We start from the raw sequence: 25350 nt of genomic DNA, 5'->3' as shown, positions 1-25350 counted from the left end.
TTAATCATTTTTCAGACGGCCTTAATCCAGCCGGCAATACGTTTTTCAATCGCTTCGGCACTCAAACCCAAGTCGTCCAACAGTTTTCTCGGGTCACCGTGTTCGGTAACTTTGTCTTCTACACCCAACAGCAAAACCGGTTTGCAGATGCCGTGTTTCGCCAACACTTCCAACACCGCACTGCCTGCGCCGCCTTGTTCGGCGTTTTCTTCGGCGGTAACGATGTAATCGTGGCTTCGGGCGAGACGGACGATCAGCTCTTCATCTATCGGTTTGACAAAGCGCATATCGGCAACGGTCGCATTGAGTTTATTGGCAGCGGTCAATGATGGGGCAACCATGCTGCCAAAGGCGATAACGGCAATTTTCTCGCCTTCACAACGGATGATGCCTTTGCCGATTTCAACGGTTTCCAGGCCGTCTGAAACAGTTGCACCCGTGCCCGTACCACGCGGATAACGGACGGCGGACGGCGAATTTGCCTGATAGCAGGTTGAGAGCAGCAGGCGGCATTCGTTTTCGTCGCTCGGTGCGGCAATAATCATGTTCGGCACACAACGCAAAAAGCTCAAGTCGTACAAACCGGCATGGGTCGGGCCGTCTGCACCGACAATACCGGCACGGTCGATAGCGAACAAAACAGGCAGGTTTTGCAAGGCAACGTCGTGTACCAACTGGTCGTAAGCGCGTTGCAGGAAAGTGGAGTAAATCGCCACGACGGGCTTAATGCCTTCGCACGCCAAACCGCCGGCAAAGGTAACGGCGTGTTGCTCGGCGATGCCGACGTCGAAATAGCGGTCGGGGAATTGCTGTTCAAACTCAACCAAGCCGCTGCCCTCGCGCATGGCAGGCGTGATGGCGACCAAACGCTCGTCCATCGCCGCTTGGTCGCACAGCCATTGGCCGAACACTTGCGTATAAGTCGGTTTGGCTGCGGCAGGTTTCACTTCCGGCGCAGGCACTTCGCTCGGCAGCTTGGCGACAGCGTGGTATTTGACAGGGTCGTTTTCGGCGAATTTGTAGCCGTTGCCTTTTTTGGTGATGACGTGCAGCAACTGAGGGCCTTTGCGGCCGCGCAAGTCTTTTAATACGTCCACCAAATTTTCAACGTTGTGGCCGTCAACCGGGCCGGTGTAACGGAAACCGAAGTTTTCAAACAAAGACAGCGACTGTTTGGCGTGTTCCGCTTCGCCTGCCAAGGTTTTGATTTTATTTTCGACTTTTTGGGCAAGCTCCATCGCGCCGGGCAATTTGTCCAATACTTTGCTCGATTGTGCTTTGATGGTGCTCAACAGGCCGTGCATATCGCGCACGACGTTGCTGGCGAGGTATTTCGGCAGCGCGCCGACATTGGGGGAAATCGACATTTCGTTGTCGTTGAGGATGACCAGCAAATCGACATCCATATCGCCTGCGCAGTTCAGGGCTTCAAATGCCTGACCTGCCGTCATGGCTCCGTCGCCAATGATGGCGACGCTGCGGCGGTTGTTGCCCAACTGTTTGTCCGCAACGGCCATACCCAAGGCCGCGCCGATGGATGTGGAAGAGTGCCCCACGCCGAACGCGTCGTATTCCGACTCGCTGCGTTTTGGGAAACCCGCCAAACCGCCGTATTGGCGCATGGTGTGCATTTGATTTTTGCGGCCGGTGAGGATTTTGTGCGGATAGCTTTGATGGCCGACATCCCAGACCAAATGGTCTTCGGGCGTATCGTACACATAATGCAGTGCCACCGTCAGCTCGACCGCGCCCAAGTTACTGGCGAAATGGCCGCCCGTCTTACCGACGGAATCCAACAGAAATTCGCGCAATTCGGCGGCGACTTGCGGCAGCTGTTTTTTCTCCAGACGGCGCAAATCCTGAGGCGTATCGATAATATCGAGCAAAGGGCTTGGGTTCATGATTTTTGGCGGTGATTTTTTGTGTAACGGACGATTATATCAAGAGATTGCACAACTTGTTACAAATGCTTTCAGACGGCCCGAACCTTTATCCTTTATAATACTGCCAACTGAAAACACAAAGCCGTCTGAAATGACCCAAAACGCAAACAATCTCTGCTGGCTCGATATGGAAATGACCGGCCTCAACCCGGAACACGACCGCATTATCGAAGTCGCCATGATCATTACCGACTCCGATTTGAACGTACTGGCGCAATCGAACGTTTACGTCATCCATCAAAGCGACGAGTTGCTCGACGGCATGGACGAGTGGAACACCTCCACCCACGGCCGCACCGGCCTGACCCAACGCGTGCGCGAATCCAAACTGACCGAAGCCGAAGTCGAGCAAAACCTGTTGGACTTCATGTCCACATGGATACCCGAGAAATCCACGCCCATGTGCGGCAATTCTATCCATCAAGACCGCCGCTTCATGGTCAAATACATGCCGCGTTTGGAAGCCTATTTCCACTACCGCAACTTAGACGTATCCACGCTGAAAGAATTGGCTAAACGCTGGAATCCGGCCGTCGCCAAAAGCGTGGTCAAACGCGGTTCGCACAAGGCATTGGACGACATCCTCGAAAGCATCGAAGAAATGCGCCATTATCGCGAGCATTTCCTCAAACTCCCTTCCGAACAATAATCTTAAGGCCGTCTGAAATAGGCTTTACACCGTTCAGACGGCCTGATCGGCTTCCTTCATCTCATGAAAATCACCAAAATCTTTACCTTCGATTCCTCGCACATGCTCGACGGGCATGACGGCAAATGCCAAAACCTGCACGGCCACACCTACAAACTCGAAATCACCGTCTCCGCGCCCGTTATCCAAGGCGGCGCAAAAGACGGCATGGTGATGGACTTTACCGACCTGAAAGCCATCGTCAAACAACACATTACCGACCCGTTCGACCATGCCTTCATCTATCACGGCAACAACGAGCGCGAAAGCCAAATCGCCGCGCTTTTGGAAGGCTGGAACATGAAAACCCTGCGCCTGCCCTGCCGCACCACCGCCGAAAACATGAGTGTAGAAATGTATGGCCGTCTGAAAAACGCCGGTGTCAAAGTGTGCAGCGTGAAACTATGGGAAACGCCGACTTCGTGTGCAGAATATAAAGGGGAATAAACCGGCATTTTGTATTTTTCAGACAGCCTGTTCCCATAAATACCTCATACGCTAAACATCAAAAGGAATCTTCATGAAAATCATCTCCACCCTCCTCGTCCTCTTCGTCGCTGTCGAACATTTCTACATCGCCTGGCTCGAAATGACGCAAATCCCAAGCGAAAAAGCGTCAGAGCTGTTCAATATGCCTTACGAATTTATGGAACAAAAACGCGTACAAACCCTGTTTTCCAACCAAGGCCTGTACAACGGCTTCCTCGCCATCGGTTTGGTATGGGCACGCTTTGCCGCGCCCGATAACGCGGTTTACGGCGCGACCATCCTGTTCCTCGGATTCGTCCTCATCGCCGCCGCATGGGGCGCGTTTTCATCCGGCAACAAAGGCATTTTGCTCAAACAAGGCTTGCCGGCATTTTTGGCCGCCGCAGCCGTCATTGCCGCTTAAGCACACACCAGCCATTCTTTCCTATTGAACTGACAGAAAGAATGGCTGCCTCAACCGATTTCTCAAAACGCTTCACCACAACGATTCAATCCCACACACCCGACATTCATGACCATTCACATCACGCCGAACAATCCCCAATACCGCATTGTCGAAATCTTTGAAAGCCTGCAAGGCGAAGGCTGGAATACAGGCATGCCCGCCGTTTTCATCCGTTTGGGCAAATGCAATCTCGCGTGCAGCTGGTGCGATACCGACTACCTCAAATTCGGCATGATGAGCCTGTCCGATATTTTGGGCCGTCTGAAAACCTACACGGCGCGCAACATCATCATTACCGGCGGCGAGCCTACCATCCAACCGCATTTGGATACCCTGCTCAACACACTCAAAGCCGAAGGCTATTTCCTGTGTATCGAAACCAACGGCCTCAACCCCGCGCCGCCGCAAATCGACTACGTTGCCACCAGCCCTAAAGCCTGCTACGCCGCCAAATATGAATCCAGTTGCATCGAGAAAGCTAATGAAGTGCGCATTGTTGCCGACAGCGATGTCGTTGCATTTTGCCAAGAGATGGAACGCAAAATCCGCGCCCAACATTACTACCTCTCGCCTTGCGAGAAAGATGGTGTGATGAATATCTACGACACCATCCGCCAAATCGGTGTGTTAAACAGCCGACCCGATGCACTCGTCCATTGGCAATTGAGCGTACAAACGCATAAATGGGCAGGAATAGAATAATTCGTTTGAAATCAATTAAAAACAAAATCTTTACAAAATATTGAATGTAAATACCATTCGATATTCGACCAAATGCACTACTGGCAATGCTCTCAGGCTGTCTGAAAACCCAATTTCAGACGGCCTTTTTTGTTACAAACCTCTTGACCGATTACATAAGATTACGTAAAGTGTGCAACAGTTTTCATAAATTGGTAAAACCAATTTACCTGATAACTGGTTGCATCTAAAAAAATAGCAATCCTTATTCGAAAAACATTAACTACTCAACACATCGCATCAAACCCCATTGATTGACGGTTATGATGCTTGTTGCCCCGAGGATAATCCCATGGCTCTCTTTCTCAGTATTTTTCCCATCGTGCTGCTGATCTGGCTGATGGTTAAGAAAAACAGTATGCCGTCCTACGTCGCGTTGCCGATTACCGCCGCGCTGATTTATGCCATCAAACTGTTTTATTTCGGCGACGACGCCATGTTGCTCAACGCAACAGCCGCGTCCGGCCTCGTCTCTACCCTGACCCCGATTACCGTAATTTTCGGTGCCATTATGTTTAACCGCATGATGGAAACCACCGGCTGTATCGATGTCATCCGCAAATGGCTGGCCACCATCAGCCCGAATCCGATTGCCCAGTTGATGATCATCGGCTGGTCTTTCGCCTTTATGATTGAAGGCGCATCCGGTTTCGGCACACCTGCCGCCATTGCCGCGCCAATCCTGATGAGCTTGGGCTTCAACCCATTAAAAGTAGCCATCTTCACTTTGGTCATGAACTCCGTACCCGTATCCTTCGGTGCAGTAGGTACCCCGACTTGGTTCGGCTTCGCTCCTTTGGGCTTGGATCAAAAGAGCATTATGGAAATCGGTATGCAAACCGGCGTAATGCACTTCTTTGCTGGTTTCATCATCCCTGTTATCGGCTTGAGCTTCATCGTACCTTGGGCTGAAATCCGCAAAAACTTGGGCTTCATCGGTATCGCCGTATTCTCCTGTACCCTTCCTTACGTTGCATTGGCGATGGTCAATGAAGAATTCCCATCTCTGGTTGCCGGCGCAATCGGCCTGATGGTATCCGTATTCGCCGCAAACCGCGGCTGGGGCTTGAGCAAAGATTACGCCAAAGACCCGAATGCAGAAAAAGTACCTTTCGCACAAGTTGCCAAAGCACTTGCTCCTTTGGGTATGCTGATCGGCATGCTGGTGATAACCCGTATCAAACAGCTGGGCATCAAAGGCCTGCTGACCAGCAAAGAAGAATGGTTCAGCTTCCAACTGCCGTTTGATTTGTCCAAAATCACCGTCAGCGACTCCCTGACCATCACCTTCGGCAACATCTTCGGTCAAGGCGTAAACGCTTCCTACCAAACCCTCTACGTTCCGGCTTGGATTCCGTTTGTCTTCACCGTTTGGATTTGCATCCTGCTGTACAAAACCAAATTCAAAGATGCATGGTCTTTCTACGCTGCAACCTTCAACCAAACCAAAAAACCTCTGCTTGCCCTGATGGGTGCGCTGATTATGGTTCAACTGATGATGGTTGGCGGCGACGACTCCATGGTGAAAATCATCGGTAAAGAATTTGCCAATATGGCTGGCGAACACTGGGTGTACTTCTCCCCATACCTGGGTGCAATCGGTGCATTCTTCTCCGGCTCCAACACTGTATCCAACTTGACCTTTGGTCCGATTCAACAACAAATCGCGCTTGATACCGGCCTGTCCGTTACCCTCATCCTCGCCCTGCAATCCGTCGGCGGCGCAATGGGTAACATGGTCTGCATCAACAACATCATCGCGGTGTGCAGCGTGTTGAACGTGAACAACGCCGAAGGTGCCATCATCAAGAAAACTGTCATCCCTATGACCATCTACGGCATCATCGCCGTGACTGTGGCTGCAATTTTCTTCTTGTAAACCGCTTCATATCAAAGGCCGTCTGAACATTCAGACGGCCTTTTTTGTATTCTTTCGCTATATTTCTTAAAGAATCATTAATGTATATATTCCGCAACAACCCACATAACTACTTTGCAACACCAAATTACAAACAACTTTCTATTAATAAACAATCGGGTAATCATAAGTAAACACTGTTTTGCAATTTACCTAATTGCCACTACCGACAAAACGCCTAAAATACGCTTCATCTGCAAACGGAAACCCTTTCTCACTTTGCAAGATAACACACAACCCTCATATGGAGCTTAGATCATGAAATTACTTTCTGTTATCACTGCAGCCGCATTGGCTACTGTTTCCTTCTCTGCTGCCGCTGCACCTGCCGGCTTCGTTTCTTACCGTTGTGACGGTGGCAAATCACTGAACGTGATGTACGGCTTTGACCGCAGCGGCCGTGCAGTTACTGCTGACGTAAACGCCGGTGGCAAAAAAGCCTCTTTGGTTGTCGACAAAAAACGTTCTGACAGCACTGGCACTACTTTCACCAACCGTCGCGGCTATGTAATGTCTGCCGGTTTCATCGACAAAAACACCCACACTACTTCTGAAGTGGTTGGCGTGAACGCCCCTAACGGCTCATTCCTGGTGAAAAACTGCGAACCACGTCCACGTTAATCCCAGTTTTCCTATTTAACCGAATCATCCCGGTTTGATAGAAAGGCCGTCTGAAAAACAATTTTCAGACGGCCTTTTGATTCAAGCCTATAAAAAAGAGCGTATACCGTACACGCTCTTTTTGTTTATTCACACACCAATTAAATACGCATCGGCATCACGATGTATTTGAAGTTAGGATTGTTCGGCACGGTAAACAGCGTTGAACGGTTGGCATCGCCGAAAGCAAGCTGCATATCGTCGGAGTGGATGTTACGCAACACATCCATCAGGTAGCCGATGTTGAAACCGACTTCGAGTTCTCCGCCTTGGTAAGCGATTTCCAGCTCCTCGCGCGCTTCTTCCTGCTCGTTGTTGCTACATACGACACTCAGCAAACCAGGCTGCAGGAACAGTCGTGCGCCGCGGAATTTTTCATTGGCAAGAATGGCAGCACGCTCGAGCGCACCCAAAAACTGGGTACGGGACACGAGGAAAATCTTGTCGTTATCCAAAGGAATCACGCGGTTAAAGTCAGGGAACTTGCCATCGATGACTTTGCTGACAATGGTCGTACCATTACATTGGAAGCGTACTTGATTGTCCAAAAGCTCAACGGTGATGGACTCGGACGGATTGTTCAATAGCTTGAAGAGTTCCAATACCGTTTTGCGCGGCAGGATTACTTCCGTTTTCGGCAGTTCTGCTTCAATTTGGCTGGCCGCATAAGCAAGGCGGTGGCCGTCGGTTGCAACAAGGCGCAGTTGGTTTCCTTCAACCTGCATCAGCAAGCCGTTGAGGTAATAGCGGATATCTTGAACCGCCATGCTGTATTGCACTTGCGAAAGCATGGTTTTGAAGGTTTCTTGAGTCAGCGAGAAAGTCGCGCTGACGTCGCTGCCGACATTCATCAACGGAAAGTCTTCGGCCGGCAGGGTTTGCAAGGCAAAACGGGATTTGCCCGCGCGCAAAGTTAGACGGTTGTCCGCCCAATCTAAGGACACCAACGCACTGTCTGGCAGGGCGCGCAGGATGTCTTGGAATTTTTTAGCATTGGTCGTAATGCGGAAATCGCCTGCCTGACTCTCAGGGCCGGCGGTATTGATTTGGATTTCCAAGTCGGTTGCCAAAAGTTTGGTTTGTCCGTCTTTGCTTTCCAGCAACACATTGGACAGAATTGGCAGAGTATGGCGACGCTCAACGATACCGGTAACGGCTTGCAACGGCTTGAGCAGACTGTCGCAATCGGCTTGTAAAATCAGCATGTTCCATTCCTTTGAATTTGAAATCGGTTGATTTGGGTATTTTAAAATATTTTTTGTTTTCAGACGGCCTCATATTGACATCAGGCCGTCTGAAATTGCATTGGGTCAGTTCTGAATCAAAATCAGCAGTTTTTCGTAGTCTTGCGCCAATTCGGGGTCTTCTTCGCGTAATTTCGCCACTGCTTTGACGCCGTGCATCACAGTCGTGTGGTCACGACCGCCAAAGGCATCGCCGATAGAAGGCAGGCTGAGCGTGGTCAGCTCTTTGGTCAGGCTCATGGCAACTTGGCGCGGACGGGCGATGTTGCGCGTGCGTTTTTTACCTAATATATCGCTGATTTTAATACGGTAGTATTTGGCTGTCGCATCGATGATGATGTCGGCGGTAATGACTTTGTGTTTCTCGGCAATAATATCCTGCAAAGCCGTACGCGCCAAATCCATGTCGATGACAGGACGGTTCATAAAACGGCTGCTGGCGCTGACTCGGTTGAATGCACCTTCCAGCTCGCGTACATTGGAACGGATTAGGTTGGCGATAAACAAAGCGGCTTCGTCTTCAATACTGATACCGGCGGCTTCTGCCTTTTTCTGCAAAATCGCCACGCGCATTTCCAATTCGGGCGGCTCGAGTTCCAAAGTCAAACCCCATGAGAAACGGGATTTGAGACGGTCGTCCATACCTTCGATTTTGGCAGGCAATACGTCGCACGTCAGGATGAGCTGTTTTTTCTCGTTGTGGAAATGGTTGTACAGATAGAAGAATTCTTCCATCGTACGGTCTTTGCCTTTGATGAACTGGATATCGTCGATAATCAGCAGGTCATATTGTTTGTATTGTTGCTTGAACACATCATAAGTGTTGTTGCGCACAGCCTTCATAAAGCTGCGGATATAGTCGTCCGAGTGCATATAGCGCACTTTGGCATCAGGACGGTTTTTCAGCAATTCGTTGCCGATGGCCTGCACCAAGTGGGTTTTACCCAAACCGGTGCTGCCGTATAAGAAAAACGGGTTGTAGCCCTGCCCCGGATTTTCAGCAATCGCCTGGGCGGCTGCGGCGGCAAGGCGGTTGCCCTTACCTTCCACCAAAGTTTCAAATGTATAGTCGCGCGACAGATTGGTCTGTTCGTAGCGCGCCTCTTCCGCATCGTGTTGCGCGTCGGTTTTGGCTTTGGCAACCGCTTTAGACTCAGCCGGAGCGGCAGTTTGCACTTGAGGCTCATGCGGCAGGTTTTTCATGCGTTGCGCCAAAATCTCGGCAGCCGTCTTGGCAGAAGCAGGTTTGGACACCGTTTCAGACGGCCTATCTTCTTCTACTGCCGCAACGGTTTGCAAAGGCATTTGGACAGGCTCTACACATTCTTCGACTTCAACAACTTCTTGCACTTGCACCGGCGCAACAGCCTGAGCCGCCATTTCATAATGCGTACCTACGCCCGGCTTAAACGCGAAAGCCACCTGCTGAGGCACCAACTCGGCACGCACGGCGTCAATCTTGGCGGCAAACTGGCTTTTGAGCATATTGCAGGCAAATTGGTTTTTACCATACACCACCCATACGCCGTTTTCTTCGCCCACGGTCAAAGGCGCAATCCATTGCGCGAACTGCCCGGCAGGCAACATTTCGTGAAGGCGGCAAAGGCACAGCGGCCAAAATTCAGCTAACGTCATGAGATTAAGCTCGGAAAATGGAAGATTTGGGAAATACAAGAAGGCGGAGCAGACAGGCAATCCAATAAAAATCAGATTTTTATGACACACCCGCTACTTTCAGACGGCCTTGCGCACAGAGAAAAGCAAGGTTGGGCGATTATACCCATTCCGCTCTTTTTTATCCACAACCGCCGCAAAATTTTATCCACAAATTCTATCAACGCATCAAACCCGTTGTCACACTTTAGCCGACGAAAAGTTTTTATATTGATTGACAAAAGCAACAAATTGGAGTGTAATTCACGGTTTAATTATCTACCAATTTTTAGGAAACATCATGAAACGCACTTATCAACCTTCCGTTACCAAACGCAAACGTACCCACGGCTTCTTGGTTCGCTCCAAAACCCGCGGTGGTCGCGCAGTATTGGCTGCCCGTCGCGCCAAAGGCCGCAAACGCTTGGCTGTATAATTTTGAATTACGGCTTCTCAAAGCAGTATCGCTTATTAAAAACGGATGATTTTTCATCCGTTTTTGCGTTGAAAAACCGACGCAGCCACGATTTGCTGCAAGTCTCCCAGTCCGCAGACAACGCGCTCGGCCATCCGCGCCTTGGTTTGGTCGTCAGCAAAAAGACCGCCAAACGCGCCCATGACCGCAATTACATGAAGCGCGTCATCCGCGACTGGTTCAGGCTGAATCAACACCAGCTGCCGCCGCATGATTTTGTTGTGCGCGTGCGTCAGGCGTTTAATCGGGAAACCGCCCCGGAAGCCCGCAACCAACTTGCCCAGCTGATGAAAAAACGCCGATGAACACCCTGCTTTCCAAGCTCATCCTTGCACTCATCCGCTTTTACCAATACTGCATCAGCCCCCTCATTCCGCCGCGCTGCCGCTATACCCCGACCTGTTCACAATACGCAGTCGAAGCCGTCAAAAAATACGGCGCATTCAAAGGCGGATGGCTGGCAATCAAACGCATCGCACGATGCCATCCTTTCGGCGGACACGGACATGACCCTATTCCATAATGCTGCTGTCAACCATTTAAAGAACACGATTTCCTTTAATTTCCCGTCGGTTTCTATATAATGCCGTCTGAAGCAGTTTTCATCTCGATTACCTATCCGTCAATTCCAGGAATCTCTTATGGATTTTAAAAGACTAATGGCGTTTTTTGCCATTTCAGTGGCAATCTTTGCCGGCTGGGAACATTTTTTCCCCAGCCCCAAACCTAATCCGGCGCAACAAGCCGCGCAACAGCAAACGGCCGCTGCTCCGGCAAAAGCCGCTGCCGAAGCCGCGCTTGCTCCAGCCACCCCCATTACCGTTACCACAGACACGGTCAAAGCCGTCATCGACGAAAAAAGCGGCGACCTGCGTCAGCTGACCCTCTTGCAATACAAAGCAACCGGCGACGAACACAAACCTTTCGTCCTGTTTAACGACGGCAAGGAATACACCTACGTTGCCCAATCCGAGCTTTTGGACGCACAAGGCAACAACGTTCTGAAAGGTATCAGCTTTAGCGCTCCGCAAAAACAATACAGTTTGGAAGGCGACAAAGTTGAAGTCCGCCTGAGTGCGCCTGAAACCAACGGCCTGAAAATCGACAAAGTTTATACTTTCACCAAAGGCAGCTACTTGGTTAACGTCCGTTTCGACATTACCAACAGCAAAGGCCAACCCGTCAACCTGAGCGCAGACTACCGCATCGTCCGCGACCACAGCGAACCCGAAGGCCAAGGCTACTTTACCCGCTCTTACGTCGGCCCGGTGGTTTACTCCCCTGAAGGCGGCTTCCAAAAAGTCAGCTTCTCTGATTTGGACGACGATGCCAAATCCGGCAAATCCGAAGCCGAATACATCCGCAAAACCCCGACCGGCTGGCTCGGCATGATTGAACACCATTTCATGTCCACTTGGATTTTGCAGCCTAAAGACGGCCAAAGCGTATGCACTGCAGGCGACTGCCGTATCGACATCAAACGTCGCAACGACAACCTGTACAGCGCAAGCGTCAGCGTGCCTTTAGCCGCCATCCAAGCCGGTGCAAAAGCAGAAACCGCCATCAACCTGTACGCTGGTCCGCAAACCACTTCCGTTATCGCCAACATCGCTGACAAACTGCAACTGGCCAAAGACTACGGCAAAGTACACTGGTTCGCCTCCCCACTCTTCTGGCTCTTGAACCAACTGCACAACATCATCGGCAACTGGGGCTGGGCAATCATCGTTTTGACCATCATTGTCAAAGCCGTACTGTATCCATTGACCAACGCCTCTTACCGCTCTATGGCAAAAATGCGTGCCGCCGCGCCTAAATTGCAAGCCATCAAAGAGAAATACGGCGATGACCGCATGGCGCAACAACAAGCCATGATGCAGCTTTACAAAGACGAGAAAATCAACCCGCTGGGCGGCTGTCTGCCTATGCTGTTGCAAATCCCCGTCTTCATCGGTCTGTACTGGGCATTGTTCGCCTCCGTAGAATTGCGCCAAGCGCCTTGGTTGGGTTGGATTACCGACTTGAGCCGTCCGGATCCTTTTTACATCCTGCCTTTTATTATGGCGGCGACCATGTTTGCACAAACTTATCTGAATCCGCCGTCAACCGACCCAATGCAGGCGAAAATGATGAAAGTCATGCCTTTGATTTTCTCCATCATGTTCTTCTTCTTCCCTGCCGGTTTGGTTCTGTACTGGGTAGTCAACAACCTCTTGACCATCGCCCAACAATGGCACATCAACCGCAGCATCGAAAAACAACGCGCCCAAGGCGAAGTCGTTTCTTGATAAAAGCTTAGGCAACACAAAGGCCGTCTGTTGTTCAGACGGCCTTTTTTTATTTCCCCAAACAAATACAGTTTGAGATTGAATCCAATCCAGTTTTAAGCGGCATGCAACACAAAAATCGTCGGGCGTTTTTTCAAATTCGGCATTTCTTTTCTTTTTCGCCACTGCGCAATCGTCTGGCTGATGATTTCCTGTGTCGGCAAGGTCAAGTCCGTAGCCGCGCACAAGCGCGTTTCAGGATGCAGGTTTTCCACCGCATCAGCCAACAACGCATCGTTGCGATACGGCGTTTCGATAAACAGCTGCGTTTCATTCTGCTGGCGCGACCGTTGCTCCAAAGCCTTCAAACGCTGAATGCGCTCATTTTTTTCAGACGGCAGATAACCCTTAAACGCAAAGTTTTGCCCATTCGCACCCGAAGCCATCAGCGCCAGCAACAAGCTGGACGGGCCGACCAAAGGCCGTACTTCAAAACCGTGTTTATGCGCCAATGCCACTAAATTCGCCCCCGGATCGGCAACAGCCGGGCAACCCGCCTCGCTGACAATGCCCATACTGCGCCCTTCTTGCAAAGGTTTCAGCAATTCCGGCAAAGTCTTCAAATCCGTGTGTTCATTCAGCGTTTGCAAATTCAGTTCGCGGATAGGCGTAGTCACGCCCAAATGTTTCAAATGCGCACGCGCTGTTTTTTCCGCTTCAACGACAAAATCAGTCAGCCCGACAATCGCCTGTTGCTCATACGACAACAGGCATGGCGTATCAGGCGCACCCAAAGGGGTAGGAATCAAATACAAAATCGGTTTCATTCTTCCAACTCCAAAAAATCTCAGGCCGTCTGAACACATTCAGACGGCCTCAAACTATAAAACTTCCACACCTTCGTTTTTCAAAAAATCAATCAGACGGAAAATCGGAAGGCCGATCAAAGCATTCGGGTCCGTACTTTCAATACGCTCCAACAAAGCGGCGCCCAAACCCTCGCTCTTTGCCGCACCGGCACAATAAACCGCATCCGGCTCGAGTTCCAAATATCGGCTGATTTGTTCCTGCGACAACTGGCGCATGGCAACCACCGTATGATCGACATGATGCTGAACCTTACCCGTAGCAGTATTCAAAAGCACGATTGCGCTGTAAAATTCAATCCGTTTTCCGCTCAAGTCCGCCAGCATCTGTTGTGCATTTGCGACGTTCATCGGCTTGCCCAATTGCCGTCCTTCGCACCATGCCACTTGGTCTGCGCCGATAATCAGCGCGGCAGGGAAAGCTGCCGCCAATGAATGGGCTTTGCCTTCCGCCAAACGCAGCGCCGTCTCGCCCGCATGCTCGCCCGCAATAGGCGTTTCGTCAAAATCAGGCGATGCCGTCTGAAAATCGATACCCAAACGGCGAAGCTGTCCGCAGCGGAAAACCGAACTCGACCCTAAAACCAAAGGCAGTTTTACTTCCATATTTTTACTTAAAAACATTGACGTTAGACTGCCGAAATTATATCATACTCCGTTTATGTCATACCCTAATTTGATTGACCCAGAAGTTTTCGCCGCCGAAGGGCAGAATCTGCAAGGCAGCTTCCTGCTCGAAGAATTGGATGAACGAGTTAGTTCGCACGATTATCCGGCCGACAAACAGACACGCGTGTCGTTTACGCTGCAAGGCGGTCGCGACCGGCTGCAACGTCTGTTTCTCGATTTAAACGTCAAAGCCGACATGCCCCTGATTTGCCAGCGTTGCATTACGCCCATGCCGTTTCTGCTCGATGAAACCAGCCGTATCGTCCTGTTTGCCGATGAAGAGAGTTTGGACGAAGCCATGCTTGCCGATGAAGAATTGGAAGGCATGCTGCTCGAAAAAGAGCTTGACGTGCGGACTCTGGTTGAAGACCAAATCCTGATGTCGCTCCCTTTCTCCCCTCGACACGAAGACTGCGGCAACAATGGAACACTGGACGAAGTCAATCGGGACAAACCAAACCCCTTCGCTGTTTTAGCAGGTTTGAAAAGCAGTTAATTAGGACACAGTTTATTTATCTAGGAGCTTGAAATGGCCGTTCAACAAAACAAAAAATCCCCTTCTAAACGCGGTATGCACCGTTCACACGACGCTCTGACTGCGCCTTCTCTGTCTGTTGACAGCGCAACCGGCGAAGTGCATCGTCCACACCACATTTCTCCAAACGGTATGTACCGTGGCCGTAAAGTGGTAAAAGCTAAAGGCGAATAATCCGTTCGTCTGACTGAAAAAGCCAGAATATTGCCATGCAATGACTGGCTTTTTTGCATTGCACCCTGTATTTTCCTCTTCGGAAGCACACCATGAAACGTAAAATCTGGTACACCTACGACGACATCCACCGCGTAATCAAAGGATTGGCGGAAAAAATCCAAAACTCCGGCACAAAATACGATGCCATGATTGCCATTGGCGGCGGCGGTTTTATCCCTGCCCGCATGTTGCGCTGCTTCTTGGAAATTCCGATTTACGCCGTCACCACAGCCTACTACGACAGCGATAACGAAGGTCAAGTGACCGAGGAAGTAAAAAAAGTCCAATGGCTCGATCCCGTTCCCGATGTACTGAAAGGCAAAAACGTACTGGTTGTTGACGAAGTGGACGACAGCCGCGTTACCATGGAATTCTGCCTGAACGAATTGTTGAAAGAAGATTTCGGCACCATCGGCGTGGCAGTATTGCATGAAAAAATCAAAGCCAAAGTCGGCAAAATTCCTGAAGGTATCCCTTATTTCAGCGGCATCACCGTTGAAGACTGGTGGATCAACTATCCTTGGGACGCGCTAGACATTGACGAACACAACAAATTGGCCGCGCAAAACCAATAAATCTGGCACGACTGTCGCAACAAGCCTTTTCATCTGATTTTCAATTCAATCTCCTGAAAATCAGATGAGTGTGCTTGTCCGATTGTTTGAGGCCGTCTGAAACACACAAACCGGAGAACAACATGATTACACTGGCCGTAGATGCCATGGGCGGAGATGCAGGCCTTGCGATTACCGTCCCCGGTGCAGTGGATTTCCTGAAACAGCAATCCGACGTACATCTGATTATGGTCGGAGATGAAGCGGCAGTCCGCCAAGCATTAAGCTCGGCAGGCGCGCCTATGGACCGCATTACCGTCTGCCATGCAGCGCAAGTCGTCGAAATGGATGAAGCGCCGCAATCCGCGCTGAAAAACAAAAAAGAATCATCCATGCGCATCGCCATCAACCAAGTCAAAGAAGGCAATGCGCAAGCCGCCGTATCGGCAGGCAATACCGGCGCACTGATGGCGACCGCTCGATTCGTCCTCAAAACCATTCCCGGCATTGAGCGCCCTGCTATCGCCAAATTCCTGCCTTCCGACAACGAACACGTTACCCTGGCTTTGGATTTGGGTGCCAACGTTGACTGTACGCCCGAACAACTGGTTCAATTTGCCATCATCGGCAGCGAGCTGGTACACGCACTGCACCCTGAAAAAGGCAGCCCGCGTGTCGCCCTTTTGAACGTCGGCACTGAAGACATCAAGGGTACGGATGCCGTCAAACAAACCTTTAAACTGTTGAGCAGCAGCAAACTCAACTTTATCGGCAATATCGAAAGCAACAGCGTTTTGTATGGCGAAGCCGATGTCGTTGTCGCAGACGGTTTTGTCGGCAACGTTATGCTCAAAACCATCGAAGGCGCGGTTAAATTCATGAGCGGCGCCATCCGCCGTGAATTCCAAAGCACCCTGTTCAACAAACTTGCCGCCATTGCCGCCCTGCCCGCACTCAAAGGCTTGAAAGGCAAACTGGATCCGCGCAAATTTAACGGCGCCATCCTGCTTGGTTTACGCGGTATCGTGATTAAGAGCCACGGTGGAACCGACGAAGTCGGCTTCCGTTATGCTTTGGAAGAGGCCTACCACGAAGCCAAATCCGCCGGCCTCGCTCAAATCGAACAAGGCGTAGCCACCCAATTGGCTGCTTTGGAAGCCGCCAAAGCAGCAGCCGAACTGGAAGAAACCGCTGCTCCAACAACGGAAGCTTAAGGCTGATATACACAGGCCGTCTGAAACTCCAAAATGTTCAGACGGCCTGTTTTTATCTTTAATCACCGACTTCATTCTTAATATTGGGAATTTTCCCATTTTCGCTTACAATACCCGACTATCTGAATCAACTCTCTAAAAAGGCCGTTCTCATGCAATATGCCAAAATTTCCGGTACAGGCAGCTACCTTCCTGCCAACCGCGTCAGCAATGACGACCTTGCCAAAAAAGTGGACACTTCCGACGAGTGGATTACCACGCGTACAGGTATCAAATTTCGCCATATTGCAGACGACAGCGAAAAAACCAGCGATTTGGCCGCCGAGTCAGCGCGCCGCGCCTTGGCAGATGCCGGTTTGCAGGCTGACGATATCGACCTGATTATCGTCGCCACAGCTACCCCCGATATGCAGTTCCCTTCTACGGCAACCATCGTGCAGCAAAAATTGGGCATTGCCAACGGCTGCCCTGCCTTTGACGTACAAGCCGTGTGCGCCGGTTTTATGTATGCCCTGACCACTGCCAATGCCTACATCAAAAGTGGCATGGCGAAAAACGCTTTGGTTATCGGCGCTGAAACCTTCAGCCGCATCGTCGATTGGAACGACCGCACCACCTGCGTCCTCTTTGGTGACGGTGCGGGCGCGGTTGTCTTAAGCGCATCTGACGAACCGGGCATCATCCACAGCAAACTCAAAGCCGACGGCAACTACCTCAACCTTTTGAACGTCCCGGGACAAATTGCCAACGGCCAGATTTGCGGTTCGCCCTACATCAGCATGGACGGCCCCGGCGTATTCAAGTTTGCCGTCAAAATGCTGTCCAAAATCGCAGATGACGTTATCGAAGAAGCCGGTTATACCACCAATCAAATCGATTGGCTTGTGCCGCACCAAGCCAATAAGCGCATTATCGACTCTACCGCCAAACACTTGGGCTTGAGCATGGACAAAGTGATCCTGACCGTCCAAGACCACGGCAACACGTCCGCTGCCTCCATTCCGCTGGCACTGGATGTCGGTATTAAAAACGGCCAAATCAAACGCGGACAAAACCTCTTGCTCGAAGGCATCGGCGGCGGTTTTGCCTGGGGTGCGGTTTTGGTGAAATACTAACGGTTGGGCCGTCTGAACACCCCTTTCAGACGGCCTATTCTGCTCAAACCCATGAAATCCCTAACGTTTGCACTCTGCATCAGCAGCCTGTTTTTAAGCATAACGGCTGTAATATTGCCCAAACTGGCAATCGCCTATCTCGCACTGAGTGCATACGTTTTCCTGCTTTACTACCAAGACAAACAGCGCGCACGCAACCACGGCAGACGCATACCCGAAGCAAAATTGCATCTGCTCAACCTGCTTGGTGGCTGGACGGGCGGTTATTGCGGCAGCCTCGCATTCAGGCACAAAACCAGCAAACCCGGATTTATCCGCACCTTTCGACTGAGTGCTGCAACCAATACTGTCGCCACCCTCCTTCTGCTGGCGGACACCCTCAAACATTCAAACCAATAAGGAATTACCATGTCTTTCGCATTCTTCTTTCCCGGACAAGGCTCACAAAGCCTAGGCATGATGAACGGCTTTGCCGAGCAAGCCATCGTTAAAGCCACATTTGACGAAGCTTCCGCCGTATTGGGTCAAGACCTGTGGGCAATGATTAACGGCGAAGATGCCGAATTAATCGGACAAACCGTCAACACCCAGCCCATCATGCTGGCCGCCGGTATTGCCACCTACCGCGCCTACTTGGAAGCCGGTGGTAAAATCCCTTCAGTCGTTGCAGGTCACAGTCTAGGCGAATACACCGCCCTCGTCGCTGCCGGCGCATTGAATTTCGCAGACGCGGTCAAACTCGTCCGCCTGCGTGCCGAACTCATGCAATCCGCCGTACCACAAGGCGTAGGCGCAATGGCCGCTATCTTGGGTTTGGAAGATGAACAAGTAAAAGCCATTTGTGCCGAAGCCGCACAAGGCGAAATCGTTGAAGCCGTCAACTTCAACTCCCCAGGCCAAGTCGTAATTGCCGGTAACACTGCCGCAGTCGAACGCGCCATGGCCGCCACCAAAGAAGCCGGAGCCAAACGCGCCCTGCCGCTGCCTGTTTCCGTTCCTTCACATTGCAGCCTCATGAAGCCTGCAGCGGAAAAACTTGCCGAAACACTGAAAGACATCACCATCAAACAACCGCAAATCCGCGTTATTCATAACGCCGATGTTGCCTCTTACGATGATGCCGACAAAATCAAAGATGCCTTGGTACGCCAACTGTACAGCCCGGTGCGCTGGACAGAAACCGTCAACGCACTTGTTTCCGAAGGCATCACCGAATCCGCCGAATGCGGCCCCGGCAAAGTCCTTGCAGGCCTCGCCAAACGCATCAATAAAGAAGCCGCGTGCAGCGCATTGACCAATGCCGATCAAGTGACTGCATTTATCGAAGCCCACTAAAATGTTTTCAGACGGCCTTATCCTGTCAGGCAAGGCCGTCTGAAAAATCAGCCCACCCCAATCCGAATACATTATGAAAAAAACCATTATTCTTGCCGTTCCCTACATGTACGGACTGGATCAATGTATCGAAAAAAATCTGCGTTTTCTTGGTTTTGATGTCATTAATCTGTGCTATGACGACCGAGATTCCTATTATCCGAACTTGGGCAGCAGACTCAAAAACCTCTACCACAAACACATCACCAAAGACGGCAACTATAAAAAATACCTCAAATACAGCCGCCACCTCGACGACATTCAGCAAAAATTGGCCTTGCTAAACGGTAAAAAAGCCGATTATGCGCTCTGTATCCGCGCCAATATTTACCCCAAAGAAATCATCGCCACCATCCGCGAACACAGCAATGTTTGCGTGAATTACCAATGGGATGGCGTAGGTCGTTTCCCAGACATTATTGAATATTTGGATTATTTTGACCAATGCTGGGTTTTCGATCCCGATGATATTCAAAAATATCCACAATGCCATTTCAAAGCCACCACCAATTTTTACTTTGACTTTCCCGTGGCGGAATATGCGCCCACCAACAAACTCTACTTTTTAGGCGGCTACGAACTCCGACGCGAAGAGCAAACCAAACGCTTTATCCAAGAAACCGAACGCCTCAACCTACCCTTGGATTTTCATATCTACTGCAAAGACGACAGGGCTGAAAAAGCCTTCGGACACAACGGCATCCGCTATCTCGACCGCAGCAGCATCCTCAGCTTTGAAGAAAACCTCAGCCAAGTGCAAAGTTGCGGCGCAGTTGTCGATTTTGCACAATTCGAACATTACGGCTTATCATTCCGTATCTTCGATGCATTGCGTTTCGATAAAAAACTGATTACCACCAACAAACATATCTTGGAAACCGACCTATACCACCCAGACCGCGTATTCGTATGGGACGGCGGTAATTTAGACGCATTGCCTGAATTTTTGGCACGTCCGTATCAGCAACCTGCCCCTGAAATCAAAGCCTATTATTCGTTTACACAATGGCTAAACCGCCTGCTCGGCATTGATTAACCCTATTGCCTATGGCAAATACTCCTGCCTGACAAAATATTATATTGAATACATTATGAGTAAGAAAAAAGTCATTCTCGCCATGCCGGAACTCTTCAAAATCCACGAACTCATTATTGAGAACTTGGAGAAATGCGGATTTGAAGTACTGTCCCTGACCTATGAAGAAAAAGAGTTCAAATACAAAAATGTATTTCAACGGCTGAAAAAAATCTGGTATCGAAATATTCTTGGACAAAAAGACTTCAAAAAACGGACCATGTTCCGCGCCGTAGAAGAACGCCTCAATACCCTGTTAAGCGAACATCCCGAACAAGCGGATTATTGCTTCATGATTTGGCTGGGCGCATACCCGAAAGACTTCATCGCCAAGCTCAGAGCGCATTCAAAATTAATGGTGTATTACAACTGGGAAGCCCTGACCTTCTTAAAAGAAGACTTCGACAACATCGAATTTTTCGACAAATTTTACTTTTTCGATCCGTTTGACCAAGGCAAACACCCCGAATACGCCGAAAAACTCTTTCCAACCACCAGCTTCTACTTTGACAGCTTCAGGCCGTCTGAAAACCCGCAAAACAAAATCTTGTTTATCGGCTCGTACGCTGCCGACCGCAACAATGACATCCGTGCATTTTGCGAAGCTGCACGTTCAATCAGTTTAGAAATAGATTTCCGCTTGGCCAGTAAGAAAATCGAAGAAGAAAAAGCGGCTTTAGGCATTCCCGAAGTCGAGTTCTTCTCATTTGAAAACGCCCTCTCCTATCGTCAAAACTTAGAAGAAGCGGCCAAATCCTCTGTATTGGTAGATTTCCTCAACCGCAAGCACTACGGCCTCTCTTTGCGGATTTTCGAAGCGATTGGATTGGACAAAAAACTGATTACGACCAATCCGACCATCGTACATTACGATTTTTATCACCCGAACAATATGTTCTACTGGAATGGAAGCAACCTTGATGAACTCAAAGCCTTCCTGACCTTGCCGTATGTACCGCTTGCTCCCGGCCTGAAACACAAATACAGCTTCAGCAACTGGATCAGCTGCGCATTTGATATTGAACCGAATATCCCTATCAGATTACCTGAAATCAATAGAGAAGTTGTGGAGAATTTAAATGTTTGATAGAGAAAAATTAGTATTAGAAACTGTTCATATCCGCAAACGAGAATTTATTGAACAGCCGAGACATATTGTTTATGCAGCCGATCAAAACTATATCAAACACATCGGCACTGCGTTACTTTCTGTGCTGCAAAACAATACCAGTCCAATACATTTTCATTTGTTAGTTAGTGGTTCAGAAGGTTATGATTTTAATATTTTCGATCAAATTGAAACATCAAATCAAAACTACGCGATAAGCGTTTACCATTTAAATACAGAATACTTTTCTACCCTGCAGACTACCCATTATTTTACTATCGCTATGTATTACCGTATGAGTATCCCTTGCTTATTAAAAGGTATTACTCATACTGCGCTTTATTTAGATACTGATGTACTGTGCTTGGGCAACATTGATGATTTATTTGAAATCGACATTTCAAATTCTTTGATTGCTGCCGTACCTGATGCAATCTTATACAGAGCATATATAAAACAACTCAATCAATTTGGTTTTACAGATACTGAGCCTTATTTCAACTCTGGGGTCATTCTATTCAATATTGACAAATGGAATGATATGGCAATAGATAAAATTTTGTCTGAAAAAATGCAAGCCGTAGAAAAACAGAATTTTAAACTCTCCTGTCCAGACCAAGATATTTTGAATTTAGCCTGTATAGGTCATGTACACTGGCTTTCAGAAAACTTTAACTGGATACATTGGCATCAAAAATACAGTGAATTAATCGACAATCCCAACAATATCCGCTTAGTCCATTTTGTTGGTCATATCAAACCGTGGCATCAATTAGGCTTCCACCCTGCATATGATCAATATTTTAAGAATTCCCCATGGAATAACGGATATCTAGAACAACCTCTATCAACTTGGTTGCCCTTTCCAAATCCTAAAAGGAAATTTAGACAAGCAGCCAAACGGCTTTGGAAACAAGGACAAAAAAAGCAAGCATGGGCATACTACAGAGAATATTTATTACGAAGAATCAACAAACGACGGTATCAAGCACCCTCCCCAGGTAAATAAGGCCGTCTGAAACCATTTTTCCAATCTCAATTAAGGAATAAAACATGAGTACACAAGATTTGAGCGGCAAAATCGCTTTAGTAACCGGCGCATCGCGCGGTATTGGTGCGGCGATTGCCGATACTTTGGCTGCGGCCGGTGCAAAAGTTATCGGTACAGCCACCAGTGAGAGCGGTGCGGCTGCAATCAGCGAACGCTTGGCACAGTGGGGCGGCGAAGGCCGTGCATTGAATTCTGCTGAACCTGAAACCATCGAAAACCTGATTGCCGACATCGAAAAAGAATTCGGCAAACTGGATATTTTGGTCAACAACGCCGGCATTACCCGTGACAACCTCCTGATGCGCATGAAAGAGGAAGAATGGGACGACATCATGCAGGTCAACCTCAAATCTGTGTTCCGTGCCTCCAAAGCCGTATTGCGCGGCATGATGAAACAGCGTACCGGCCGCATTATCAACATCACATCCGTTGTCGGCGTGATGGGCAATGCCGGTCAAACCAACTATGCGGCGGCAAAAGCAGGCTTAATCGGCTTCTCCAAATCTATGGCACGTGAAGTCGGCAGCCGCGGCATTACCGTCAACTGCGTCGCCCCCGGCTTTATCGACACCGATATGACCCGAGCCCTGCCGGAAGAAACCCGCAAAACCTTTGAAGCGCAAACTTCTTTGGGCAAATTCGGTGAAGCGCAAGATATTGCCGATGCAGTCTTGTTCTTGGCTTCTGATCAGGCAAAATACATTACCGGTCAGACACTTCATGTCAACGGCGGCATGTTGATGCCTTAAACCATTTATTTAAAGGCCGTCTGAATATTTCAGACGGCCTTTTTTGTCAATCAAAACACTACTTTACATTCTATCTTGATATAATCTTAATAATCCGTTAGATAACGCTCGAAACAGTAAGTCCAAATAAGCATGATACGGGAAATCAAATTGCAGAAATGAAGTTCATTCTGTGCGTTTTTATTTGGGTTTGCTGTCGGTTTTCGACGTGTTTCAGACGGCCTATATAACAATAGCTACTTTTAACGAAAGGCCGCCCACTCTATGCACGAATTCTCCCTCGGTCCCATTGTCATTGTCCTGTTGGTTTCCGTCATTACGGTTATCTGCTGTCGCAAGTTCAACATTCCTTCCATGCTCGGTTATCTTTTGGTCGGTTTTATTGCCGGTCCGGGTATGTTTAAACTGATTCCGCAAAGCCACGCCACTGACTATTTGGGTGAAATTGGCATTGTGTTCTTGATGTTCAGCATCGGTCTCGAATTCTCCCTGCCCAAACTCAAAGCCATGCGCCGCCTCGTATTCGGCTTGGGCGGTTTGCAAGTCATCATTACCATGCTCTCGATTATGGGCATTTTGATGGCAATGGGCACGCCGTTTAACTGGGCGTTTGCCACTGCGGGCGCACTGACCATGTCGTCCACCGCCATCGTCAGCCGCATTCTGTCGGAGAAAACCGAGCTGGGTCAGCCGCATGGACAAATGGCCATGGGTGTTTTGCTGATGCAAGATATTGCCGTGGTACCGCTGATGATTCTGATTCCGGCACTTGCCGGCGGCAGCGAAGGCAACTTGTGGGTAGAACTGGGCTTAGCCGGTTTGAAAATGTTGCTGACCTTGGGCATTTTGTTTGTTGTCGGCAGCCGTGTGATGTCGCGCTGGTTCAGACTGGTTGCCAAACGCAAATCGTCCGAACTCTTCATGATCAACGTTTTGCTGGTTACTTTGGGCGTGGCCTATCTGACAGAGCTTGAAGGCCTGTCTATGGCATTGGGCGCATTTGTCGCCGGTATGCTGCTTTCCGAAACCGAATACCGTATTCAGGTAGAAGACGACATCCGTCCATTCCGCGATATCCTGCTTGGCTTCTTCTTCATTACCGTCGGTATGAAGCTGGATATTCAGGCGCTGATCGGCAACTGGCAGCAAATCCTGATTTTGTTGGCAATCCTATTGGCCTTGAAAGCACTGGTCGTCTTCATCATCGCTTTGCGCATGAAAAACCCTACGAGCGACAGCCTCAAAAGTGCGCTTTATTTGGCACAAGGCGGCGAGTTCGGCTTCGTGATGCTGGCCATTTCCAGCAAAATCAATATGGTTTCGCCCGAATTGGAACAAGCAGCCACTGCTGCCGTCTTGCTTTCCATGATTGCCGCTCCATTTATCTTGGGCAGCAGCGATGCCATCGTCAGCCGCTTCGTCAAATCCGACTGGGACATGAAAGCCTTGGACTTGCACTCCATGCTGGTGGAAACCATGAGCAAATCCGAACACGTCCTGATTATCGGTTTCGGACGCGGCGGTCAATCGGTTGCCCGTGTATTGGCGCAAGAAGGCATCCCCTATTTTGCCCTTGACTTGGATATTGCCCGCGTACAAGTGGCACGCAACGCAGGCGAACCGGTTTCCTTTGGCGATGCCAAACGCCGTGAAGTCTTGGAAGCCGCCGGCTTGGGGCGCGCCAAAATGGTGGTCATCACGCTGAACAATATGCACGAGACCCAACATGTTCTCGGCAACATCATGTCCATGCATCCGAGTATGCCGGTTTATGTTCGCGCCACCAATGACGATTACGTCAAAACCTTTACCGAAATGGGTGCGGAAGAAACCGTCTCCGATACCAAAGAAACCAGCCTGGTGCTGGCAAGCTATGCCATGTTAGGCCACGGCCTCTCTTACAACCATGTTTATCAAACCATAACCCACATCCGTCACAGCCGCTATGCATCGTTGCAGGACTTGTTTGTCGGCAGTGATGATGACAGCTTCTCCGACGAAGACAGCAAGGCCGTCTGCCGCCATGCCTTCCCATTGCAAGGCGAGGCACACGCCATCGGTAAAACCATCCGTGAATTACCATTGGCAGCGCATTATCTGAAACTATTGTTTATCCGCCGCAATACCGGAAAAATCCAAGACCTTGACCCTGATTTCGTTCTGGAAACCGGTGACATTTTGGTTGTCGCAGGCAAGCAGGAAGAAATTATTTCCTTTGAAAACTGGTGCTTGCAGGGAGATATCTAATTATCGGCAAATAAATCTTGCGCGCATCAGGATTTTTTGGTTTAATAGCGTCTT

General features: G+C 49.6%; 27 protein-coding genes. 22 read left to right on the top strand and 5 right to left on the bottom strand.

The genetic code is table 11. The features are described 5' to 3' along the window. Positions 1–11: 11 nt before the first annotated feature. A complete protein-coding gene (gene dxs, locus ACTHTK_RS06880; RefSeq protein ID WP_440378528.1) occupies positions 12–1901 on the bottom strand; it encodes a 1-deoxy-D-xylulose-5-phosphate synthase in 1890 nt (629 codons plus the stop codon). Between the two features lie 133 nt (positions 1902–2034). On the opposite strand from dxs, the gene orn reads away from it, so the two are divergent. From orn to ACTHTK_RS06850, 6 genes are all read left to right on the top strand, one after another. Beyond that, on the top strand, positions 2035–2592 hold the full coding sequence (orn, locus tag ACTHTK_RS06875; protein ID WP_107724059.1) for an oligoribonuclease: 558 nt from the start codon (positions 2035–2037) through the stop codon (positions 2590–2592). Positions 2593–2655: 63 nt separating this feature from the next. Continuing rightward, a complete protein-coding gene (queD, locus tag ACTHTK_RS06870; RefSeq protein ID WP_107724058.1) occupies positions 2656–3078 on the top strand; it encodes a 6-carboxytetrahydropterin synthase QueD in 423 nt (140 codons plus the stop codon). Between the two features lie 73 nt (positions 3079–3151). Further along, complete coding sequence (locus tag ACTHTK_RS06865) at positions 3152–3523, top strand: DUF1304 domain-containing protein (protein WP_070713595.1); 372 nt, start codon at positions 3152–3154, stop codon at positions 3521–3523. Between the two features lie 108 nt (positions 3524–3631). After that, positions 3632–4267, top strand: a complete 636-nt coding sequence (locus ACTHTK_RS06860; RefSeq protein WP_107792258.1) for a 7-carboxy-7-deazaguanine synthase QueE — start codon at positions 3632–3634, stop codon at positions 4265–4267. Positions 4268–4598: 331 nt separating this feature from the next. Then, a complete protein-coding gene (locus ACTHTK_RS06855) occupies positions 4599–6185 on the top strand; it encodes an L-lactate permease (protein WP_049359219.1) in 1587 nt (528 codons plus the stop codon). A gap of 297 nt (positions 6186–6482) precedes the next feature. Then, positions 6483–6845, top strand: coding sequence for an ACP-like domain-containing protein (locus ACTHTK_RS06850; protein WP_003748906.1), 363 nt, complete (start codon positions 6483–6485; stop codon positions 6843–6845). 140 nt (positions 6846–6985) lie between these two features. On the opposite strand, the gene dnaN is transcribed toward ACTHTK_RS06850, so the two are convergent. Then, positions 6986–8089, bottom strand: coding sequence for a DNA polymerase III subunit beta (gene dnaN / locus ACTHTK_RS06845; RefSeq protein ID WP_107724056.1), 1104 nt, complete (start codon positions 8087–8089; stop codon positions 6986–6988). 105 nt (positions 8090–8194) lie between these two features. Beyond that, positions 8195–9763 carry a chromosomal replication initiator protein DnaA gene (gene dnaA / locus ACTHTK_RS06840; protein ID WP_440378527.1) on the bottom strand — a complete coding sequence of 523 codons (1569 nt, stop codon included), beginning with the start codon at positions 9761–9763 and terminating at the stop codon, positions 8195–8197. A gap of 319 nt (positions 9764–10082) precedes the next feature. Here dnaA and rpmH point away from each other — a divergent pair, with 319 nt between their 5' ends. The 4 genes from rpmH (at position 10083) to yidC (ending at position 12544) form a co-directional block, all read left to right on the top strand. Beyond that, a complete protein-coding gene (gene rpmH / locus ACTHTK_RS06835) occupies positions 10083–10217 on the top strand; it encodes a 50S ribosomal protein L34 (protein WP_002214728.1) in 135 nt (44 codons plus the stop codon). A gap of 2 nt (positions 10218–10219) precedes the next feature. Beyond that, positions 10220–10561 (top strand): ribonuclease P protein component, encoded by a 342-nt coding sequence (gene rnpA / locus ACTHTK_RS06830; RefSeq protein ID WP_107724054.1) that lies wholly within the window; start codon positions 10220–10222, stop codon positions 10559–10561. Further along, the gene (yidD, locus tag ACTHTK_RS06825) at positions 10558–10779 is read left to right on the top strand and encodes a membrane protein insertion efficiency factor YidD (protein ID WP_107724053.1); all 222 of its coding nucleotides are present in this window, start codon (positions 10558–10560) and stop codon (positions 10777–10779) included. The genes rnpA and yidD overlap by 4 nt, the downstream gene beginning before the upstream one ends. Positions 10780–10897: 118 nt before the next feature. Continuing rightward, positions 10898–12544, top strand: a complete 1647-nt coding sequence (gene yidC, locus ACTHTK_RS06820) for a membrane protein insertase YidC (protein ID WP_107724052.1) — start codon at positions 10898–10900, stop codon at positions 12542–12544. 95 nt (positions 12545–12639) lie between these two features. On the opposite strand, the gene ACTHTK_RS06815 is transcribed toward yidC, so the two are convergent. Together ACTHTK_RS06815 and ACTHTK_RS06810 are read right to left on the bottom strand one after the other, a co-directional pair. Continuing rightward, the gene (locus ACTHTK_RS06815; RefSeq protein ID WP_107724051.1) at positions 12640–13350 is read right to left on the bottom strand and encodes an SAM-dependent methyltransferase; all 711 of its coding nucleotides are present in this window, start codon (positions 13348–13350) and stop codon (positions 12640–12642) included. A 54-nt stretch (positions 13351–13404) separates the two neighbouring features. Beyond that, a complete protein-coding gene (locus ACTHTK_RS06810) occupies positions 13405–13995 on the bottom strand; it encodes a Maf family protein (RefSeq protein ID WP_440378526.1) in 591 nt (196 codons plus the stop codon). 55 nt (positions 13996–14050) lie between these two features. Between ACTHTK_RS06810 and ACTHTK_RS06805 the strand changes: the two genes are divergently transcribed. From ACTHTK_RS06805 to ACTHTK_RS06750, 12 genes are all read left to right on the top strand, one after another. Beyond that, on the top strand, positions 14051–14554 hold the full coding sequence (locus ACTHTK_RS06805) for a YceD family protein (RefSeq protein WP_004520416.1): 504 nt from the start codon (positions 14051–14053) through the stop codon (positions 14552–14554). Between the two features lie 33 nt (positions 14555–14587). Continuing rightward, positions 14588–14767 (top strand): 50S ribosomal protein L32, encoded by a 180-nt coding sequence (gene rpmF / locus ACTHTK_RS06800; protein ID WP_002240035.1) that lies wholly within the window; start codon positions 14588–14590, stop codon positions 14765–14767. Between the two features lie 92 nt (positions 14768–14859). Continuing rightward, positions 14860–15384 carry a phosphoribosyltransferase gene (locus ACTHTK_RS06795; protein WP_107724049.1) on the top strand — a complete coding sequence of 175 codons (525 nt, stop codon included), beginning with the start codon at positions 14860–14862 and terminating at the stop codon, positions 15382–15384. Positions 15385–15506: 122 nt separating this feature from the next. Further along, positions 15507–16577 carry a phosphate acyltransferase PlsX gene (plsX, locus tag ACTHTK_RS06790; protein ID WP_107724048.1) on the top strand — a complete coding sequence of 357 codons (1071 nt, stop codon included), beginning with the start codon at positions 15507–15509 and terminating at the stop codon, positions 16575–16577. 152 nt (positions 16578–16729) lie between these two features. Next, the gene (locus ACTHTK_RS06785; protein ID WP_049336364.1) at positions 16730–17692 is read left to right on the top strand and encodes a beta-ketoacyl-ACP synthase III; all 963 of its coding nucleotides are present in this window, start codon (positions 16730–16732) and stop codon (positions 17690–17692) included. A 51-nt stretch (positions 17693–17743) separates the two neighbouring features. Continuing rightward, positions 17744–18091 (top strand): DUF1294 domain-containing protein, encoded by a 348-nt coding sequence (locus tag ACTHTK_RS06780; protein WP_234394610.1) that lies wholly within the window; start codon positions 17744–17746, stop codon positions 18089–18091. A gap of 9 nt (positions 18092–18100) precedes the next feature. Further along, positions 18101–19027 (top strand): ACP S-malonyltransferase, encoded by a 927-nt coding sequence (gene fabD / locus ACTHTK_RS06775; protein ID WP_107724046.1) that lies wholly within the window; start codon positions 18101–18103, stop codon positions 19025–19027. Positions 19028–19100: 73 nt separating this feature from the next. After that, a complete protein-coding gene (locus tag ACTHTK_RS06770; protein WP_440378525.1) occupies positions 19101–20102 on the top strand; it encodes a hypothetical protein in 1002 nt (333 codons plus the stop codon). Positions 20103–20157: 55 nt separating this feature from the next. Further along, positions 20158–21228: a hypothetical protein gene (locus tag ACTHTK_RS06765; RefSeq protein ID WP_107724167.1), complete on the top strand. Its 1071-nt coding sequence runs from the start codon at positions 20158–20160 to the stop codon at positions 21226–21228. Continuing rightward, on the top strand, positions 21221–22258 hold the full coding sequence (locus ACTHTK_RS06760) for a glycosyltransferase family 8 protein (RefSeq protein WP_107724044.1): 1038 nt from the start codon (positions 21221–21223) through the stop codon (positions 22256–22258). The genes ACTHTK_RS06765 and ACTHTK_RS06760 overlap by 8 nt, the downstream gene beginning before the upstream one ends. Positions 22259–22302: 44 nt before the next feature. Further along, the gene (gene fabG, locus ACTHTK_RS06755) at positions 22303–23049 is read left to right on the top strand and encodes a 3-oxoacyl-ACP reductase FabG (protein ID WP_107724043.1); all 747 of its coding nucleotides are present in this window, start codon (positions 22303–22305) and stop codon (positions 23047–23049) included. Positions 23050–23313: 264 nt separating this feature from the next. Further along, positions 23314–25296 (top strand): monovalent cation:proton antiporter family protein, encoded by a 1983-nt coding sequence (locus ACTHTK_RS06750; RefSeq protein WP_107724042.1) that lies wholly within the window; start codon positions 23314–23316, stop codon positions 25294–25296. Positions 25297–25350 lie beyond the last annotated feature (54 nt).

The sequence above is a fragment of the Neisseria sp. P0006.S009 genome, from assembly GCF_051962915.1.
GTDB lineage: Bacteria > Pseudomonadota > Gammaproteobacteria > Burkholderiales > Neisseriaceae > Neisseria > Neisseria subflava_E.
Note: the sequence above shows the minus strand (reverse complement) of the source record. Positions and strands in the feature narration are given on the sequence as shown.